This is a genomic window from Flavobacterium kayseriense (assembly GCF_014305095.1).
Taxonomy (GTDB): domain Bacteria; phylum Bacteroidota; class Bacteroidia; order Flavobacteriales; family Flavobacteriaceae; genus Flavobacterium; species Flavobacterium kayseriense.
On sequence record NZ_JACRUI010000001.1, the window covers coordinates 551886 to 568489 of the forward strand.

18 protein-coding genes are annotated in these 16604 nt (G+C 34.2%); 8 read left to right on the top strand and 10 right to left on the bottom strand.

All coding sequences use genetic code 11. From position 1 onward, the window contains the following. Positions 1–13: 13 nt before the first annotated feature. The 7 genes from H8R22_RS02245 to hemA form a co-directional block, all read right to left on the bottom strand. Positions 14–1018: a carboxypeptidase-like regulatory domain-containing protein gene (locus H8R22_RS02245; protein ID WP_187009147.1), complete on the bottom strand. Its 1005-nt coding sequence runs from the start codon at positions 1016–1018 to the stop codon at positions 14–16. Positions 1019–1035: 17 nt separating this feature from the next. After that, positions 1036–2082, bottom strand: coding sequence for an OmpA family protein (locus H8R22_RS02250; RefSeq protein ID WP_187009146.1), 1047 nt, complete (start codon positions 2080–2082; stop codon positions 1036–1038). An 84-nt stretch (positions 2083–2166) separates the two neighbouring features. Next, a complete protein-coding gene (locus tag H8R22_RS02255) occupies positions 2167–2547 on the bottom strand; it encodes a hypothetical protein (RefSeq protein ID WP_187009145.1) in 381 nt (126 codons plus the stop codon). A 6-nt stretch (positions 2548–2553) separates the two neighbouring features. Continuing rightward, positions 2554–3579 carry a uroporphyrinogen decarboxylase gene (hemE, locus tag H8R22_RS02260; protein WP_187009144.1) on the bottom strand — a complete coding sequence of 342 codons (1026 nt, stop codon included), beginning with the start codon at positions 3577–3579 and terminating at the stop codon, positions 2554–2556. 62 nt (positions 3580–3641) lie between these two features. Further along, positions 3642–4334, bottom strand: a complete 693-nt coding sequence (locus H8R22_RS02265) for a uroporphyrinogen-III synthase (protein WP_187009143.1) — start codon at positions 4332–4334, stop codon at positions 3642–3644. After that, positions 4334–5260 carry a hydroxymethylbilane synthase gene (hemC, locus tag H8R22_RS02270; protein WP_187009142.1) on the bottom strand — a complete coding sequence of 309 codons (927 nt, stop codon included), beginning with the start codon at positions 5258–5260 and terminating at the stop codon, positions 4334–4336. The genes H8R22_RS02265 and hemC overlap by 1 nt, the downstream gene beginning before the upstream one ends. A 68-nt stretch (positions 5261–5328) precedes the next feature. Further along, entirely contained in the window at positions 5329–6585 is a 1257-nt protein-coding gene (gene hemA / locus H8R22_RS02275) for a glutamyl-tRNA reductase (RefSeq protein WP_187009141.1), read from the bottom strand. Between the two features lie 228 nt (positions 6586–6813). Between hemA and H8R22_RS02280 the strand changes: the two genes are divergently transcribed. The 7 genes from H8R22_RS02280 (at position 6814) to H8R22_RS02310 (ending at position 13556) form a co-directional block, all read left to right on the top strand. Next, complete coding sequence (locus H8R22_RS02280; RefSeq protein ID WP_187009140.1) at positions 6814–7686, top strand: helix-turn-helix domain-containing protein; 873 nt, start codon at positions 6814–6816, stop codon at positions 7684–7686. A gap of 101 nt (positions 7687–7787) precedes the next feature. Continuing rightward, positions 7788–8819 carry a ferrochelatase gene (gene hemH, locus H8R22_RS02285; protein ID WP_187009139.1) on the top strand — a complete coding sequence of 344 codons (1032 nt, stop codon included), beginning with the start codon at positions 7788–7790 and terminating at the stop codon, positions 8817–8819. After that, positions 8820–10154, top strand: a complete 1335-nt coding sequence (locus H8R22_RS02290) for an MATE family efflux transporter (RefSeq protein ID WP_187009138.1) — start codon at positions 8820–8822, stop codon at positions 10152–10154. A gap of 7 nt (positions 10155–10161) precedes the next feature. Continuing rightward, positions 10162–10716 carry a CopD family protein gene (locus H8R22_RS02295; protein ID WP_187009137.1) on the top strand — a complete coding sequence of 185 codons (555 nt, stop codon included), beginning with the start codon at positions 10162–10164 and terminating at the stop codon, positions 10714–10716. A gap of 59 nt (positions 10717–10775) precedes the next feature. Further along, a complete protein-coding gene (locus tag H8R22_RS02300; RefSeq protein WP_187009602.1) occupies positions 10776–12191 on the top strand; it encodes an ATP-binding protein in 1416 nt (471 codons plus the stop codon). 9 nt (positions 12192–12200) lie between these two features. Beyond that, positions 12201–12983, top strand: coding sequence for an enoyl-CoA hydratase/isomerase family protein (locus H8R22_RS02305; RefSeq protein WP_187009136.1), 783 nt, complete (start codon positions 12201–12203; stop codon positions 12981–12983). Positions 12984–13151: 168 nt separating this feature from the next. Next, positions 13152–13556, top strand: coding sequence for a hypothetical protein (locus H8R22_RS02310; RefSeq protein ID WP_187009135.1), 405 nt, complete (start codon positions 13152–13154; stop codon positions 13554–13556). 52 nt (positions 13557–13608) lie between these two features. Here H8R22_RS02310 and H8R22_RS02315 read toward each other — a convergent pair whose 3' ends face one another. From H8R22_RS02315 to H8R22_RS02325, 3 genes are all read right to left on the bottom strand, one after another. Further along, complete coding sequence (locus H8R22_RS02315; protein WP_187009134.1) at positions 13609–14262, bottom strand: HD domain-containing protein; 654 nt, start codon at positions 14260–14262, stop codon at positions 13609–13611. Positions 14263–14345: 83 nt separating this feature from the next. Next, positions 14346–15332, bottom strand: coding sequence for an acyl-ACP desaturase (locus tag H8R22_RS02320; protein ID WP_187009133.1), 987 nt, complete (start codon positions 15330–15332; stop codon positions 14346–14348). Between the two features lie 10 nt (positions 15333–15342). Then, complete coding sequence (locus tag H8R22_RS02325; protein WP_187009132.1) at positions 15343–16077, bottom strand: lysophospholipid acyltransferase family protein; 735 nt, start codon at positions 16075–16077, stop codon at positions 15343–15345. A gap of 125 nt (positions 16078–16202) precedes the next feature. On the opposite strand from H8R22_RS02325, the gene rnpA reads away from it, so the two are divergent. Next, entirely contained in the window at positions 16203–16583 is a 381-nt protein-coding gene (rnpA, locus tag H8R22_RS02330; RefSeq protein WP_187009131.1) for a ribonuclease P protein component, read from the top strand. The last annotated feature ends 21 nt before the right edge of the window (positions 16584–16604 follow it).

Genomic DNA, 16604 nt, shown 5'->3' on the forward strand with positions numbered 1-16604 from the left:
TCTAAATAAAACATTAATTAATTTTGTAATTGGCTGGAAGCATATTTCCTACCCTTTGTTCTGACAACTTGCCTGAAAAGCTGATGTCCTCGATATTTGAATTGAGACCAAATTGATCAATATAAAACGACTTTGTTTGCAAAATGATTTTTGACTGTCCACCTTTTTTGTGTAATAAACTAAATTCAGCTATAAAATTTTTATTATGCAAACCTCTTTCTTGTTTTAACACGGCAACTCTTTTCAACCCTAATGTATCTGTTACAATAAAACTATCTTTAGGATTAACTTGAAATGATTTTTCAAAAACTAAAAAATTGCTTTTTCCCAAAGTTTCGTTTCTTAAATTTCTAAAAAACTCTAATTGCGAACCAGTGTAGCATTTTTTTCTGTTTTTAATTATTTTAGAACTAACGTTTTTTTCTTCAAAACGAGATAAACCAGAAAAAAAACTCTGCGTCACATCTCTAGAACTGATGCTTAATTTCCAAAACTTAATTTCGAAATTTAATAATTCATAGGTTATTTTATAGCCCAGAGAACTATTAACTATAATTAAAGGGTTTTGCGAAAACGCTTTTAAAGTTCTTTTATCTTTTTCATACATAAAATATATATCACTTTCCTTTTCAATTTTAGAAGCTTTTCCGAACGAAGTTGTACCTAAAAATTGATCTCTAAATAACTCCATTTTTTGCTTTCTAGTAAAAAGATCTTTTTTAATTATGACTTCATTCAAACTTTCAGCTACTTCTTTTAAGACAATACGTAATTCCTTATCCGATTCAGATTTTAAATATTGCGTTTGATACCCTAAAAAACTTGCCACCAAAACAGTATTTAATCTAAACGAATTGTCAATTACGAAATCTCCCTTTTTATCTGTTAATGTACCAATTGTTGTTCCGTCAAAATAAACGTTTGCAGCCACAAGAGGCTTACCATTAACATCAACTACTTTACCTCTAATTTGAGCAAAAGAAACAGTAACAAATAAAAGAAGTAAGAGTGTTTTCATATTTTAAAAAATTAGATTTAAAACCTCATCAATTCGACTCTGCGGTTTTTAGCTTTGTTTTCTTCTGTGTTATTGGTTACCATCGGTTTTTCAGCACCAAATCCGCTTGCTTTTAATCGTTTAATATCAATTCCTTTTCCTGCTAAGGCATACATCACTGTATTTGCTCTATCGATTGACAACTTCTTATTACGCTCCACGCTTCCACTATTGTCCGTATGCCCTACTATTGATAATTTCAAATTTGGATTATTTGTTAATAACGCAAAAATCTCATCAACAATCTTTTGTCCCTCTTTTTGTAAAGTGGCTTTATCAGGATCGAAATTAATATTTAAAACCGCTTTCCCTTTGGTTTCAATATCTTTCTGCATCTCTGAGGCAGTAGGAGCTTTGATTGTTTGCTTAAATCCTTCTATTTCAATAATTCCTATTTCAGAATGAGCAGAATTTGAACTCAACTGAATGAATACTTTTCCGATTTTATGATTCAAAGCATAATTCCGAACTGAATTATCATAAGGACTCCCTGCGCTTTGAATGTATTTATATGCTGCTTTTTCTTCTGTTTGCTGCAGCGCATCCAACTTGTCCGTAGGTATTTTACCGTCGAATAGTAAAACCGCTCCTATATTTTTTAGATAATCATCAACGCTTTTATCGAATTTTAATTGATTAAATTCAGCATCAACATCTTTCATAATCAAATACAAACTAGCTTTTTTCCCTTCAGCTTTAAAAAAAGAATTGCCGTTATAGATATACAATTTACTGAAATCGAAAAAATTTGTCATTCCGTTTTTAGCAACTTCTCTACTTCCCTCTTCTTTAACAATAAAGCCTTCTGGCGCAGATATATAAGGAAAAACGCCTATGTCTGCTGTTGATTCTGGTATTTTTGACCAATCAAATGATTCTAAAAACAGTGTCTCTTTTGATGTTGTCTTTGAATCTGTAACTGTTTTATCAATTGTGTTACTTTCAGCTTCCTGAACAGCTTTATTTTCTTTTTTACAGGAACACAGTCCTAAACCTATACATGCAATAATTAGAATCTTTTTCATTTTAGTTTTCTTAATAGTTATACCTAACTAAATTAGGACCTAAAATTTTAAAAAAGTTACTCTAGCATTAAATATAAGTTACCGCTACATTATTTTTTTTAGATTGTTAATCTTCGTTGCAATCTCAAACGAGAACGTCTTACTATCTAACTGAATACGTTCGTAAATGGATAATGCTTTACTGTAAAAATCATTTGGAAAAACTTTCGAATATTTCACCAAAAAATCAGCAAAGCGCTCTTTATCCTCCCAATCAAAACCATATCCAGAGAGTAGAGTGATTAAATCCTTTTCGGATATTTCACACAAAATAGCCGTATTCAAACTTAAGTCGGTCAGTTGATTATCAATTAAACTCGTATCATCAATATCCCAAAACTTTGGCACAAAAACCAAAGAAAGTAAAGTGGTCAACATAGTGTCAATCTTTACTTTCTTCTCGTCTCTTAGTCCTTTATTTAGCATTTGCTATTATTGATTGTATTCTTTCACTGCATCAATAAACGCTTTGGCGTGATCAACAGGAATATTTGGTAAAATACCGTGACCTAAATTCACGATGTATTTGTCTTTTCCGAATTCGTCAATCATTTCGTGAACCATTTTCTTGATTACCGGAATTGGCGATAACAATCTTGATGGGTCAAAATTACCTTGTAAAGTGATGTTTCCACCAGAAAGGTATCTTGCATTTCTAGGCGAACAAGTCCAGTCTACTCCTAATGCAGAAGCACGGCTTTTTCCCATTTCGCCAAGAGCGAACCAACATCCTTTTCCGAAAACAATTACCGGAGCATCATCAGCTAGTGCTTCAACAATCTGGTTGATGTATTTCCAAGAAAATTCTTGATAGTCTACTGGAGATAACATTCCGCCCCAAGAGTCAAAGATTTGAACGGCATTTACTCCCGCTTTTACTTTTTCTTTTAGGTATAAAATAGTGGTATCTGTAATTTTTTGTAATAAAACGTGTGCTGCTTCTGGGTATTGAAAACAGAATCCTTTGGCTTTATCAAAGCTTTTAGAACCTTGTCCTTCTACGGCATAACACATGATTGTCCATGGTGAACCGGCAAAACCAATTAATGGCACTTCATAGTTCAACATCTCTTTAGTCAATTTAATAGCATCAAAAACGTATCCTAATGTTTCGTGAACATCAGGAACAATTACGTTCTCTACATCTTGAATCGTACGAATAGGATGCGGTAAATACGGACCAAAATTTGGTTTCATCTCTACATCAATTCCCATTGCTTGTGGAATCACTAAGATATCTGAGAACAAAATCGCAGCATCTGGAGCAATTCTACGAATAGGCTGCACGGTAATTTCGGCGGCCAACTCTGGAGTTTGACAACGGGTAAAGAAGTCATATTTATCACGCAATGCGATAAATTCTGGTAAATATCTACCTGCCTGACGCATCATCCATACTGGCGGACGTTGCACTGTTTCTCCTTTTAATGCTCTTAAAAATAAGTCGTTTTTTATCATTTTCTTGCTATTGGCTAGTCGCTCGTGGCTTTTAGCTGATGGTTTATTTTATATTGTTTGTTCTAGTTACCTTCTTCAGGAATTGGCTTATAATGCTGAATTACTTCAATAATCACGTCTTCGATCGTAGGCACTTCAGGTATTACTATGTTTTTAATTTTCTTTGCTTCTAAAGCAGAAGCCGTTGTAGAGCCTATACAAAAGCAGGTTTCTTTTTTGATTTTATTATTCGATATATAACTTTCGACAGCCGATGGACTGAAGAACATTATTCCGTCAAAATTTTCTTGATCTGATATTTTAAAAGGAGCTAGTGTCGTTTGGTACACTTCTATTTCATTAAAAGTGATTCCAGCTTCTTTTAACGCTTGAGGCAAAGTCTCTTTGCGTAAGTTTCCGCTGAAAAAAGTATAGCTCTCTTGATTATAAATTAAGGTAATGATCTCGGCTAATTCTGATGCGTAGTCTAAATAAACATCCACAGTAAAACCATTCGCCTCCAATAATTCTTTGGTTTTGATACCAACGCAAAATACAGATTTAGTTCTTAAAGCTTCCCAACCGTTTTGCTCTATTAAACTTAGAACCGCATTTTGACTACTAAAAATCAGATTATTATTGATTTTACTCAAATCAAAAAGGTTGTTTTTAATTTCGATAAAATCTTGCTCTAACAAGTCAAAATCAGCATCAATGAATACTTGTCTTTGTTCTACAGAAAGCGTTTTGGTTGATAAAATACTTATTTGGCTCATTATTTTTTCAGATTATTTTTAATTTCTGTCATTAGTTTTGTTCCTCCATTATTCAGCACTTCTTGAGCCGAATAAAATCCTAATTTCTTCCATTCTTCGATAGGAACAATTTTATCAACTTCAATTTTTTCTCTTCCGTCAAGCGAAAATAAAACACCTTGAAAATGAATTGTATCTTCGTCTTCATTGTATTTAGCCAAAGCTCCAATTGGTGCCGTACAGCCACCTTCTAGTGTTTTAAGAAATTGACGTTCTATATAAGTAACTATTTCTGTCTCTATATCATTCAAATGCGATAAAGCATCAAGTGTAAAGGCATCGTTTTGCATAGCAACTACTAGCATTGCGCCTTGAGCAGGAGCAGGAATCATCCAATCTAAATTGATATAATTCTCCGGCTTCAAGTTAATGCGTTCTAATCCTGCAGCGGCAAAAACAGCTCCATTCCACTCACCTTCATTGAGTTTTTTCATTCGCAAATTTACATTTCCGCGAAGGTCAACTACTTTATGTGTTGGGTATTTATTTAGCCATTGCGCTTGACGACGCAAACTTCCGGTGGCAATAGTTCCTGATTCGTTAAGAAAATCCAGCTTGCCTTTGTGAACTAAAATATCGAGTGTACTAGCTCTTTCAAGAACGGCAGCTTGCACAATTCCATGCGGCAGAGCGGTAGGAACATCTTTCATGGAATGCACTGCGATATCTACATCACCATTAATCATAGCAACATCTAGTGTTTTTGTAAAAATTCCAGTAATTCCTAATTCGTAAAGTGGCTTATCCAAAATTACGTCACCAGTTGATTTTACAGCTACAATTTTAGTTTTAAATCCTAAATCATTTAACTTCTTCTCTACTGTGTGTGCTTGCCAAAGCGCAAGTTCACTATCTCTAGTACCTATTCGTATTGTTTTTTCAGCCATTTTTATATTTTGATTTCTTAATAAATTAAAACCATTAAGAAATTAAGATTCGATAAGTGTAAAGTTTATTATTTTGCCGCCAACCCAATTTTGAAAACTTTCTCGATCCATTCGATACTTTCATCCACCATAGTGTCATCGTCTTTTAAATGATTGGCAAACTGTGTTGTGATTTTTTGAATGATTCTAGCACTAATAATTTCGGCTTGTTCTTCGTTGAAATCGGCTATTTTTTTACTTTGAAAATTTAATTCTGAAACTTTCATCGCATTCAATTTTTCCTTCAACGCATGTATCGTAGGAGCAAACTTGCGTCCTTTGGTCCACACATTAAATTCTTCTTTGATTTCTTCGATAATAGCCTCGGCAGCTGGAATATGATTTTTTCGGTTTTCTAAAGTTTCGTCTGTTAGTTGTGACAAATAATCCATATGAATAAGTGTCACTCCTTCTAACTCTTCCACATCAGCATGTACGTTTTTTGGAATCGAAAGATCTAAAATCAATAAAGGCTTTTTTAAGTTTAAAATAGCTTTATCAACCGTAGGGTTTTGAGCACCAGTTGCCACGACAACTACATCGGCCTTCTGTAATTCTAAATGCAATTCAGAGTAATCTTTTACGATAAGGTTTAGCTTTCCAGCCAAACGCTCTGCCTTGTCTTTAGTTCTATTGATAAGAGTGATGTGCTCATTTTTGGTATGTTTAACCAAATTTTCGCAGGTATTACGACCAATTTTTCCGGTACCAAACAACAGAATGTTTTTATTACCAACATCTACTACATTCTTCATGATGTACTGAACAGCCGCAAAAGAGACCGATGTCGCTCCTGAACTAATCTCAGTATCGTTTTTGATTTTTTTGCTAGCCTGAATTACTGCGTTTACAAGTCGCTCCATGAAATTATTTGCTAATCCCATCGATTTTGACTGCGTGAAGCTAGAGCGTATTTGAGATATGATTTCAAAATCTCCTAGAATTTGACTGTCTAAACCAGTTCCTACTCTAAAAATATGACTGATCGCCTCTTGATTTTTGTAAACGAAACCTACCTTTTGAAATTCTTCAACACTACCATTACTGTTTTCACAAATCAATTTTATTAATTGAAAAGGGTGTTCAGCAAAACCATATATTTCTGTACGGTTACAAGTAGATGTAACTATTAAACTCTCGATTCCTTCTGTTTTTGCTTGTTCAAGCAAACGTGTTTTTGCTAAAGTATCTAAGCTAAATTTACCTCTCATTTCAGCGTCGGCTTTTTTATAACTTAGTCCTACTGAATAAAAATAGTGATGTTTAGATAGGGTATTATTTTCCATAGTATTACTTTTCAAGAAAGTGAGACAAAATTATTACTATCATATCTATAAAAGTAACGCTAGAAGTACTATTTGTGTCGCTTGATGTTTTTTTATTTCTAAAAGACTGACAATAGGTAAAAAACGCTATTTTTGTGGTGTAATCAAGGTACTTGTACTTAATAAATTAGAACGATTCTAAATTAAAGAGATTATTATATAAACTATTGCTATTATAAAAATATCGCTATGAGTTCACAAGAAATTATAAAGATAGAAGATGATTTTACTTTAATTCGTTTTCAAAATGACAGCACACAGAGCTTCAACGCACAGCGCGAAGTAAGCAGTGGACTGATTCAATTCCATTTTGGATTAAAAGGAAGCGCTAAATTTATTTTTAATCAAGGCAACTACGCTTTGGAACTGAAAGAAGAGAAATCATTGCTTTTATACAACCCACAAAAAGAACTACCCTTAAATTTGGAGTTAGCTCCTAGCTCATGGGTGATATCTGTAATAATTTCGATAAAGAAATTCCATGCTTTATTTTCGAATGAGGCAGATTATATCACTTTTTTAAGTGGGGAAAATAAGGACAAAAAATATTACAACGAAGGAAATATAAGTCCATCGATGGCTATTGTACTAAGTCAGCTTTTTCATTACAACTTGCATCCGTCTATCAAAAATCTATACTATAAAGGAAAAGGGTATGAATTACTAAGTTTGTACTTTAACCGTACCGAAGACCCCAATGCAGAACAATGCCCGTTCTTGATTGACGAGGACAATGTAATGAAAATTAAAAAGGCAAAGGAAATCATTATCGCAAATATGGCCGAGCCGCCTGGACTGCAGGAACTCGCAGATGAAATAGGATTGAATCTTAAGAAACTCAAAATGGGTTTCAAACAAATTTACGGAGATACCGTTTATGGATTCCTATTTGACTATAAAATGGACTTTGCTCGAAAATTACTTGATAGTGGTTCCTATAATGTCAACGAAGTAGGATTAAAGATAGGTTACAGTACCGGAAGTCATTTTATAGCAGCATTCAAAAAGAAATTTGCCACAACTCCAAAAAAGTATTTGATGTCAATTAATCCAAATGCGTAAGCAGTAATTGATTTTACATATTAAACAATAAATAAAAAATAGTTAATCGTACTTAAGAGAAAACGTTCTTTAAGTACTTTTACCAAATAAAAAAAAGCAAGATGAAAGGTGTATTATTAGTTAATTTAGGTTCTCCAGAAAGTCCAACTCCAAAAGATGTAAAACCGTACTTAGACGAATTTTTAATGGATAAATACGTAATTGACGTTCCGTTTTTACTGAGAGCACTGCTTGTACGTGGAATCATTTTACAAACAAGACCAAAAAAATCAGCTGCTGCTTACGCAAAAATATGGTGGGACGAAGGTTCACCACTTGTAGTTATTTCACGAAGAATGCACGAAAAAGTAAAGCAACTTGTTAACGTACCCGTTTCGTTAGCGATGCGTTACGGAAATCCATCGTTATTATCTGGACTACAAGAATTACATGATAAAGGCGTAACCGAGGTAATGCTTTTTCCTTTGTATCCTCAACACGCTATGGCATCTACAACTACAATTTTAGAATTAGCTGAGGAGCACAGACAAAAATATTTTCCGGGAATGAAATTTACTATTGTTCCCGCTTTTTACAATAAACCAGATTACTTACAAAATCTTGCAGATTCTATCAAAGGACATTTAGCAGGTTTTGACTACGATCATTTATTATTCTCTTACCACGGTATCCCAGAACGTCACATTCGTAAAACAGATATCACTAAATCACATTGTAAAATAGATGGATCTTGTTGCAATACGCCATCACCAGCACATGAATTTTGTTACCGTCACCAATGTTACGAAACAACCAAGCAAGTAGTAAAGTTATTAGGCATTCCAGAAGGAAAATACAGCCAAACATTTCAATCTCGATTAGCGGGTGATAAATGGTTAACACCTTACACTGATGTCGAAGTTAACAAAATGCCCGAAAAAGGAATTAAAAAACTAGCCGTAGTAACCCCAGCTTTCGTTTCTGATTGTTTAGAAACTTTGGAGGAAATTGCAATGGAAGCTAATCACGAATTTAAAGAGCACGGTGGTGAAGAGTTCATGGCAATTCCTTGTTTAAACGATAGCGATGCATGGTGCCAAACGGTTGGAAACTGGATCAATGACTGGGCAACTGTAGAAAAAACAATCGCATAAATGGCTGTTTCCTCGGAAGAATTAGGAACACAAGACATCAAAAAGCTTTTGATAAAACAAGCCGTACCTGCGTCGATAGGAATCTTATTCTTATCTGTCAATATCTTAATTGACACCATATTTGTGGGACAATGGATAGGCTCATTAGCTATTGCAGCAGTTACTGTTGTGCTGCCTATTACCTTTTTAATTTCCTCGTTAGGAATGGCAATAGGTGTGGGTGGTGGCTCTGTTTTATCCAGAGCTTTGGGAGCAAAAGATCATGAAAAAGCAAAGAGTACCTTTGCCAATCAAATCATGATGACCTTTGCTTTGTCCTCTATTTTTTGCCTTTTGGGCATCTTTTTTAGCCGCGAAATGCTTCTGCTTTTTGGTGCAAAAGGAGCGATCATTCAACCCGCAACTGAGTTCTTTAAACCCATCATTTTATCCGTTCCCTTTTTAGCGTTGTGCATGATGGGGAACAACATTATAAGAGCCGAAGGGAAACCTAAGTTTGCAATGATCGCAATGATTGTTCCTGCGTTTTTTAATATTGGTTTGGATATTCTTTTTATTAAAGTCATGAATTTAGGAATGACTGGAGCTGCTTATGCCACAGCCATTTCCTATTTTATGTGTTTTGTATTTGTACTTTGGTTCTTTTTATTTAAAAGCGAAATCAAACCAAAAGCAATCCATTTTAAGTTTAACTATCTTATCTTTAAGGAGATTAGCACACTTAGTTTTGTGACTTTTTCTAGACAAGGTGTGATTGCTATATTATCAATTATACTTAATCACACGTTATATACCTATGGTGGTGAGCACTCAATCGCAGTATACGGCATAATTAGTAGGATGCTCATGTTTGCTTTATTTCCTATCTTAGGAATCACACAAGGTTTTTTACCAATTGCAGGTTATAATTATGGTGCACACAATTATACAAGAGTGAAGGAAAGTATAGGTATTTCTATAAAATATGCAGCGCTACTTGCTAGTATTATTTTTGTTGTAATCTTATTTTACGCCACACCAATCGTAACCATTTTTACAGATGACTCAACAGTATTGAGCGAAACACCTAACGCATTACGCTGGGTGTTTGCCGCTTCTCCCATCATAGCCGTCCAACTAATTGGATCAGCCTATTTTCAGGCAGTAGGAAAAGCAAGAAAAGCACTTTTATTGACCTTAAGTAAACAAGGTTTTTTCTTGATTCCGCTCGTACTCATTTTACCTAATTTTTTTGGTATTTTTGGTGTTTGGGTTGCCTTTCCAATCTCGGATGTACTATCGACTTTACTCACGGGTTTTTTTCTGAGGAAAGAAATAAACAAAAATCTAAACTAAATAATAGATGGAATACTATAATTACTTAAAATCACTTCACCTCATCTTTGTAATTACATGGTTTGCAGGATTATTCTATATTGTAAGGCTTTTTGTGTACCAAATTGAAGCAGCCGACAAGCCTTCACCAGAAAAAGAAATATTACAAAAACAGTATAAAATCATGACCTACCGGCTTTGGTATATCATTACTTGGCCATCAGCAATTTTAGCAAGTTTTTTTGCTTTTTGGATGTTATTTTTCACCCCGATGGGAAATGCATGGTTAAAAATGCCTTGGATGCACGTAAAGCTTGGCTTTGTTTTTGTGTTGTATTTATACCATGCAAAATGCCAACAAATCTATAATCAATTACAAAAAGACGAGATAAAATACAGCACTAATTTTATGCGATTGTGGAATGAGGGAGCGACCCTTATTCTTTTTGCTGTAGTATTCCTAGTTGTTCTAAAAAATGCCGTAAATTGGATTTTTGGAGTTGCTGGAATTTTTCTTTTCTCCATTACTATTATGTTAGGGTTTAGATTTTACAAAAAAATAAGAGAAAAAAACCAATCTTAATTATGCTTAAAGGTTTTAAATTATCAATGCTTTCCCTACGAATCCGGATTTTTCTTTCGATGATCGTACTGATAATTGTAGCCTCTATGTTATTAGCTTCGATCTCAATAATACAGTTTAAAAACGAAGCAAAAGAATACCATCAAGAGCGACTGGAACGTAAAGAAAATGCTGTAAAAGAACACATTAACTATGTCCTTTCCACAACTACTTATCCGTTAAACACAGATAATTTAGACCTTATTTTCAAGGACAAGATTCATGAGTTAGCCCAGATTCATAATATCGAAATCAATATTTACGATCTTGATGGAAATCTTTTAAAATCATCTAAGGAATCCTTCTCAGTAGATAAAGTATCTCCTCCAATTCCAAAATACATCTTAAAACTGGTACGTTCCTCCATCGAAAAAAGGTACGTTGATATCAAAACGATTGATGGTGTAAAAAACAGATCATCGTTTACACAAATAAAAGATGAGCGCTTTAAACCATTAGGCGTATTAAACTTACCCTACTTAGAAGACGATGGCTTTTACCAGAAAGAATTGAGTAGTTTTTTAATTCGTTTAGGGCAAGTGTACTCCTTTATGATGCTAGTTGCTTTTGGCTTGGCTTATTTTCTTTCAACCTATATAACGAAATCACTGAAAACAATATCTGACAAACTAAATGAGACGAGCTTACACCAGAAAAACGAAAAAATCATCCTTGAGGCTAACAGTAAAGAGATTAATTTATTGATAAAAGCGTACAATCAAATGGTGGATGAGTTAGAAAAAAGTGCGGTAAAGCTTGCGCGAAGCGAACGGGAAGAGGCTTGGCGTGAAATGGCAAAACAAGTAGCCCACGAGATTAAAAATCCTTTGACGCCCATGCGTTTAACCGTACAGAGTTTTCAGAGAAGGTTTAATCCTGAAGACCCTCAAATTACACAAAAAATGAAGGATTACTCAGAAACCCTAATTCAACAAATTGATACTATGAGCGCTGTAGCATCAGCATTTTCGAATTTTGCTTCTATGCCGGTACAAAAAAACGAAACGTTGAATGTGGTTGAAGTAATCGAATTAGCTTTAGACATTTTTAACGAAAACAATATTATCTTCGAAAAAGAATCGCCTGAAATCATATCAAAAATAGATCGAACGCAGCTAGTGAGAATTATAACTAATTTAGTCAAAAACGCCATTCAATCCATACCAGAACTTCAAGAGGAGAAACAAATTAAAGTGGTGGTCAAAAAGGTGTTGAACAATGTTTTGATTATAGTTGAAGATAATGGGGTTGGTATAAGTCCCGCAGATGTGAAACGAATTTTCCAACCTAAATTCACCACAAAAAATAGTGGAATGGGACTAGGGTTGGGTATTATTAAAAACATTATTGAAAATTACGAAGGAACAATTACCTTTGATACAGAATACGGAATTGGAACTCGTTTTGTAGTTTCACTTCCAATAATTAACTCTTAAACAAGTATTATGAACTACGAAAACATTCTAGTTGCCACAGAAAATAGTATTGCGACAATTACAATAAATCGCCCAACAAAATTAAATGCTTTAAATAGCAAGACAATCGAAGAGCTACACCAAGCCTTTGAAAGTTTAGAAAAAAACTACGATACTCGTGTTATTATTTTGACCGGTAGCGGCGAAAAAGCTTTTGTTGCTGGAGCAGATATTGCTGAATTTGCACAATTTTCAGTAGAAGAAGGCGCACAACTAGCTGCTCAAGGACAAGAAATACTTTTTAATTTTGTAGAGAACTTAAAAATACCTGTAATTGCTGCCGTAAATGGATTTGCATTAGGAGGTGGATTAGAACTAGCCATGTCATGTCATATACGAGTAGCATCTGAAAACGCTAAAATGGGGCTTCCAGAAGTATCATTGGGAGTCATTCCAGGTTATGGAGGAACGCAACGTTTACCTCAATTGATCGGAAAGGGACGTGCTATGGAAATGATTATGACCGCCGGCATGGTAGGAGCTGAAGAAGCTCACAGAACCGGATTAGTAAATCATGTAGTGCCACAAGCAGAAATTTTAGAATTTTGTACCGGTATTGCACAAAAAATAATGAAAAACTCACCTGTCGCGATTAGTAAAGCGATCAAAGCAGTAAATGCTAATTTTAAAGATGGTGAAAACGGCTATGAAACCGAAATAAAATCGTTTGGAAAATGCTTTGGTACTGAAGATTTTAAAGAAGGAACTACAGCTTTTTTAGAAAAAAGAAAAGCGATTTTTCCTGGGAAATAAAGACACAGACGCACTGTTTACCAAAATTAAAAAACCACAGTATCAATATACTTAAATAATTGATATTGTGGTTTTTTTATGTTACTAGGGTAAATTTCCGCTAATTAAATCGCAAATACCGTTCACAAAAGCTAATTTTGCATTTAAATCAACATCAAAAATTAAATCATGTCATACGAACCTATATTTGCTCTTTTTTGGGAAAAAGTAAAACAAAGTATTGTCGATAAAACATATTCCAAATTAACTTTGGCGAAGACCATAGGAGATACCGAAATAAAAAACATTTATGTGCGTCCTGTTTTACTAGAAAATGATGTGTTTATGCTTTCGCTAAGTACAAAATACAAAACAGAGGAAGTAGAAAGTTTTCATACAATTGATGATGCCTATCCTATTTTAGCTTCTTATCTAAACAATCCGTTTTTGACCGCTTTGTTATTTACAACTGAAAATGATATCACTTTCAAACTCAATAAAAAAAGAGTTGGAAGCATAGTTGAACAAGCGCCTACGTTTAAAAGTGCCTCTGATGTGATTATCGAAATGCAAGAAAAAGGCATTTACAACTAATATTTGTTTTAATAGCGCTGGTTTTTGTCTTTAAAAAGTAGCGTTATTATTTTTATTTTTCTCCCTCCCATTCCGCGTAAAATTGAGCAAGAAAACCTTCCATATAACGGTGTCTCTCCTGAGCTATTTTTTTTCCTGAAACGGTATTCATCTTATCTTTTAGCAATAACAGCTTTTCATAGAAATGATTTAGTGTTGGCGCATTATTACTTTTATATTCTTCTTTAGTCATTGTAGTGTTTGGCGCGATATTAGGGTCATACAGCGCTCTATTTTTAAAACCACCATAATTGAACGCACGAGCAATCCCAATAGCACCTATAGCGTCTAAACGATCTGCATCTTGAACTACATCTAACTCGACAGAACTAAAATCACGTGCTACTTTACCACCTTTAAAAGATATATTTTCAATTATTTTAACCACATGATCGATAACTTCCTCTGAAACAGCATTTGTCTCTAAAAAAGCTCTAGCTGTTTTAGGCCCGATAGTTTCGTCTCCGTCATGAAATTTACTATCGGCTATATCGTGAAGTAAAGCAGCTAGTTGCACGGTTGTTAGATCACACTGTTCGTCGCCACCGATTAACATTGCATTCTTGTACACACGTTCAATATGAAACCAATCATGACCTCCCTCTGCTCCTACTAGTTGTTCTTTAACAAATGCAATTGTTTTTACTATAATCTCAGAATGTTCCATTACATATTTATTACAAAAAATGTTGATTCTTAAAGCACTAGCCTTAAAAATCAACATTTTTATTATTTATTATTTTTTAAAAACTACAATCTTGCTGGTTCAACCCATTTGAAGATATGCGTTTCTTGCGGAATAACGATTCTTTCTGAAATCCTAGCCATTCTCGCTGGTAATTTCATTAAGTAATCACGAGCTTTCTCCGCTTCATCAGTTAGACCTGTTATCTTATCTATTTCCCATTTGGTAATTAGTTTTTGCATAATTTCTACATAATCATTAGCAGTGTACACTCCAATACGCTGTGCAGAATCAGAAAACAATTCGAATGCAGAACTAATTTTAGCACCAGATTCTCTTAAGAAATGAGCTGGCATCACAATCTTAGCTTTCATCATGTACTGGAAAGCTAGCATCATTTCGCTAGGGTCAATTTTAAAAATTTGGTTTACAAATTCACTGTAAGCATGGTGATGGCGCATTTCGTCACCAGCAATCATCTTACACATTTTTGCAAGTTTTTTATCTCCGTAACTCTTAGCTAGCTGCGAAACTCTATTATGAGAAACATAGGTTGCTAATTCTTGAAAACTAGTATAAACGAAGTTCTTGTAAGGATCTCTTCCTGTACCTATGTCAAAACCATCATTGATCAGGTGCTGTGTAGTCATTTCGACCTCACGCATATTCACACGACCTGATAAATACAAGTACTTATTTAAAAGATCTCCATGACGATTTTCCTCACCCGTCCACTGGCGAACCCATTGTGCCCAACCATTACGCTCTAAATTATCGACACCCTCAACTTCCATTAACCAGTTTTCATATGTTGGCAATGCTTCCTCAGTAATCATATCTCCTACCATCGCTACCCAAAAATCATAAGGTAAGTCCTTAGAGATCTCGCGTAATTCCTTAACTTCTTCTAAAAAGTTATCACTTTCAGAATTAGGTAAAAAATCAGATGGCTGCCAAATTTCTTCTACAGGTATTAAATACTGATCCACATAGCTCGACACGTTTTTTTCCAAAAACTGCATTACTTCTAAACGAATATTTTTTATTGACATCTTATATATATTAAAATTTTATTCCTTTTACTACAGCCTCTTCGGCCTTTTCTATTAAATCTGCAAAATCAAATTCACTCACCTTTAAAGGCTTATGTATTGCAAAGGTAAGATGATTTCCTAAACCAACTGGAAAAAAACCAAATTTAACCATTTTCCAACTATTGTTAATGCTCACGGGAACAACATAAGCAGATGGTGCTGCCTTGCATAATATTTTTAAACCCGTTTGCGAGAACGCTTTTGGCTGACCTGTTTTGCTTCGGGTTCCCTCTGGAAAAATAACTGCTGAACGGTTATTAGCCTCGATATAATCTCCTAATTTTTTGATCTCAGGAATAGCTTGCTTAGGATCCTTACGGTCTATCAAAGCAGATCCTCCATGACGCAAATTATACGAAACACTAGGTATTCCTTTCCCTAACTCTTTCTTGCTTACAAATTTACAATGAAAATCACGCATGAACCAAATCATAGCAATGATATCATACATACTTTGATGGTTACTAACAAAAATAATAGGTGCATTTTTAGGTATACTTTCTAGATTCGAGAATTTGTAGGTAGTACCTACAATATTCGTACATCTAACTAAAAATAAATTTAAAAAATCCACACTTTTTTTATGGGCTTGGTAGCCAAAAATATTAAAGCACACCCATTGAATAGGATGAAATATAACAAGCGTTAGTCCAAAACACAAATAATAAATTACAGAAATGGGGTACGAAATAAGCTTTTGCATTCATTATATAATTAGCTGCAAAAGTAACAAATAAATTTTTAGTGCTAATTATTTGGCAAATAATAATAGATTTAGTGTTTAATTGTACCTTTGCTCTCCTTAATCACTGTACACTACCACCTCAAATGAATTTCACCTATCCAAAAAACGAAAAACTTAAAAGTAAAATCAGCATTGGATTATTATTCACAGAAGCTAAATCAGTCTCAAAATATCCATTACGTCTCGTTTACCATTGCAGTACAGATAATGAAGGTGAAAAGATTAAAATGGGGGTTTCTGTTTCTAAAAAAAACTTCAAAAAAGCAGTAGACCGCAATTACTTTAAGCGTGTTTTACGCGAAACCTACCGACTCAACAAGCATCTATTGCTTGACTCGATAGACAAACCTTACTGCTTTATGTTTTTCTACCAAACTAAAGATCGTTTGTCCTATGACGAAATCAATACAAAAACGATTCAGCTGTTTGAGAAGTTTATTGCTCAAACAACAAAAAAAGAATAGTAGCAAACCTATTTTTTGTAT

Coding starts and splice junctions, on each gene's coding strand:
- hemE (WP_187009144.1), bottom strand. CDS start 3,579: ATGATAAAAAACGACTTATTTTTAAGAGCATTAAAAGGAGAAACAGTG.
- H8R22_RS02325 (WP_187009132.1), bottom strand. CDS start 16,077: ATGCAAAAGCTTATTTCGTACCCCATTTCTGTAATTTATTATTTGTGT.
- H8R22_RS02245 (WP_187009147.1), bottom strand. CDS start 1,018: ATGAAAACACTCTTACTTCTTTTATTTGTTACTGTTTCTTTTGCTCAA.
- H8R22_RS02310 (WP_187009135.1), top strand. CDS start 13,152: ATGTCATACGAACCTATATTTGCTCTTTTTTGGGAAAAAGTAAAACAA.
- hemC (WP_187009142.1), bottom strand. CDS start 5,260: ATGGCTGAAAAAACAATACGAATAGGTACTAGAGATAGTGAACTTGCG.
- hemH (WP_187009139.1), top strand. CDS start 7,788: ATGAAAGGTGTATTATTAGTTAATTTAGGTTCTCCAGAAAGTCCAACT.
- H8R22_RS02280 (WP_187009140.1), top strand. CDS start 6,814: ATGAGTTCACAAGAAATTATAAAGATAGAAGATGATTTTACTTTAATT.
- H8R22_RS02255 (WP_187009145.1), bottom strand. CDS start 2,547: ATGCTAAATAAAGGACTAAGAGACGAGAAGAAAGTAAAGATTGACACT.
- H8R22_RS02320 (WP_187009133.1), bottom strand. CDS start 15,332: ATGTCAATAAAAAATATTCGTTTAGAAGTAATGCAGTTTTTGGAAAAA.
- H8R22_RS02250 (WP_187009146.1), bottom strand. CDS start 2,082: ATGAAAAAGATTCTAATTATTGCATGTATAGGTTTAGGACTGTGTTCC.
- H8R22_RS02315 (WP_187009134.1), bottom strand. CDS start 14,262: ATGGAACATTCTGAGATTATAGTAAAAACAATTGCATTTGTTAAAGAA.
- hemA (WP_187009141.1), bottom strand. CDS start 6,585: ATGGAAAATAATACCCTATCTAAACATCACTATTTTTATTCAGTAGGA.
- rnpA (WP_187009131.1), top strand. CDS start 16,203: ATGAATTTCACCTATCCAAAAAACGAAAAACTTAAAAGTAAAATCAGC.
- H8R22_RS02305 (WP_187009136.1), top strand. CDS start 12,201: ATGAACTACGAAAACATTCTAGTTGCCACAGAAAATAGTATTGCGACA.
- H8R22_RS02300 (WP_187009602.1), top strand. CDS start 10,776: ATGATCGTACTGATAATTGTAGCCTCTATGTTATTAGCTTCGATCTCA.
- H8R22_RS02295 (WP_187009137.1), top strand. CDS start 10,162: ATGGAATACTATAATTACTTAAAATCACTTCACCTCATCTTTGTAATT.
- H8R22_RS02290 (WP_187009138.1), top strand. CDS start 8,820: ATGGCTGTTTCCTCGGAAGAATTAGGAACACAAGACATCAAAAAGCTT.
- H8R22_RS02265 (WP_187009143.1), bottom strand. CDS start 4,334: ATGAGCCAAATAAGTATTTTATCAACCAAAACGCTTTCTGTAGAACAA.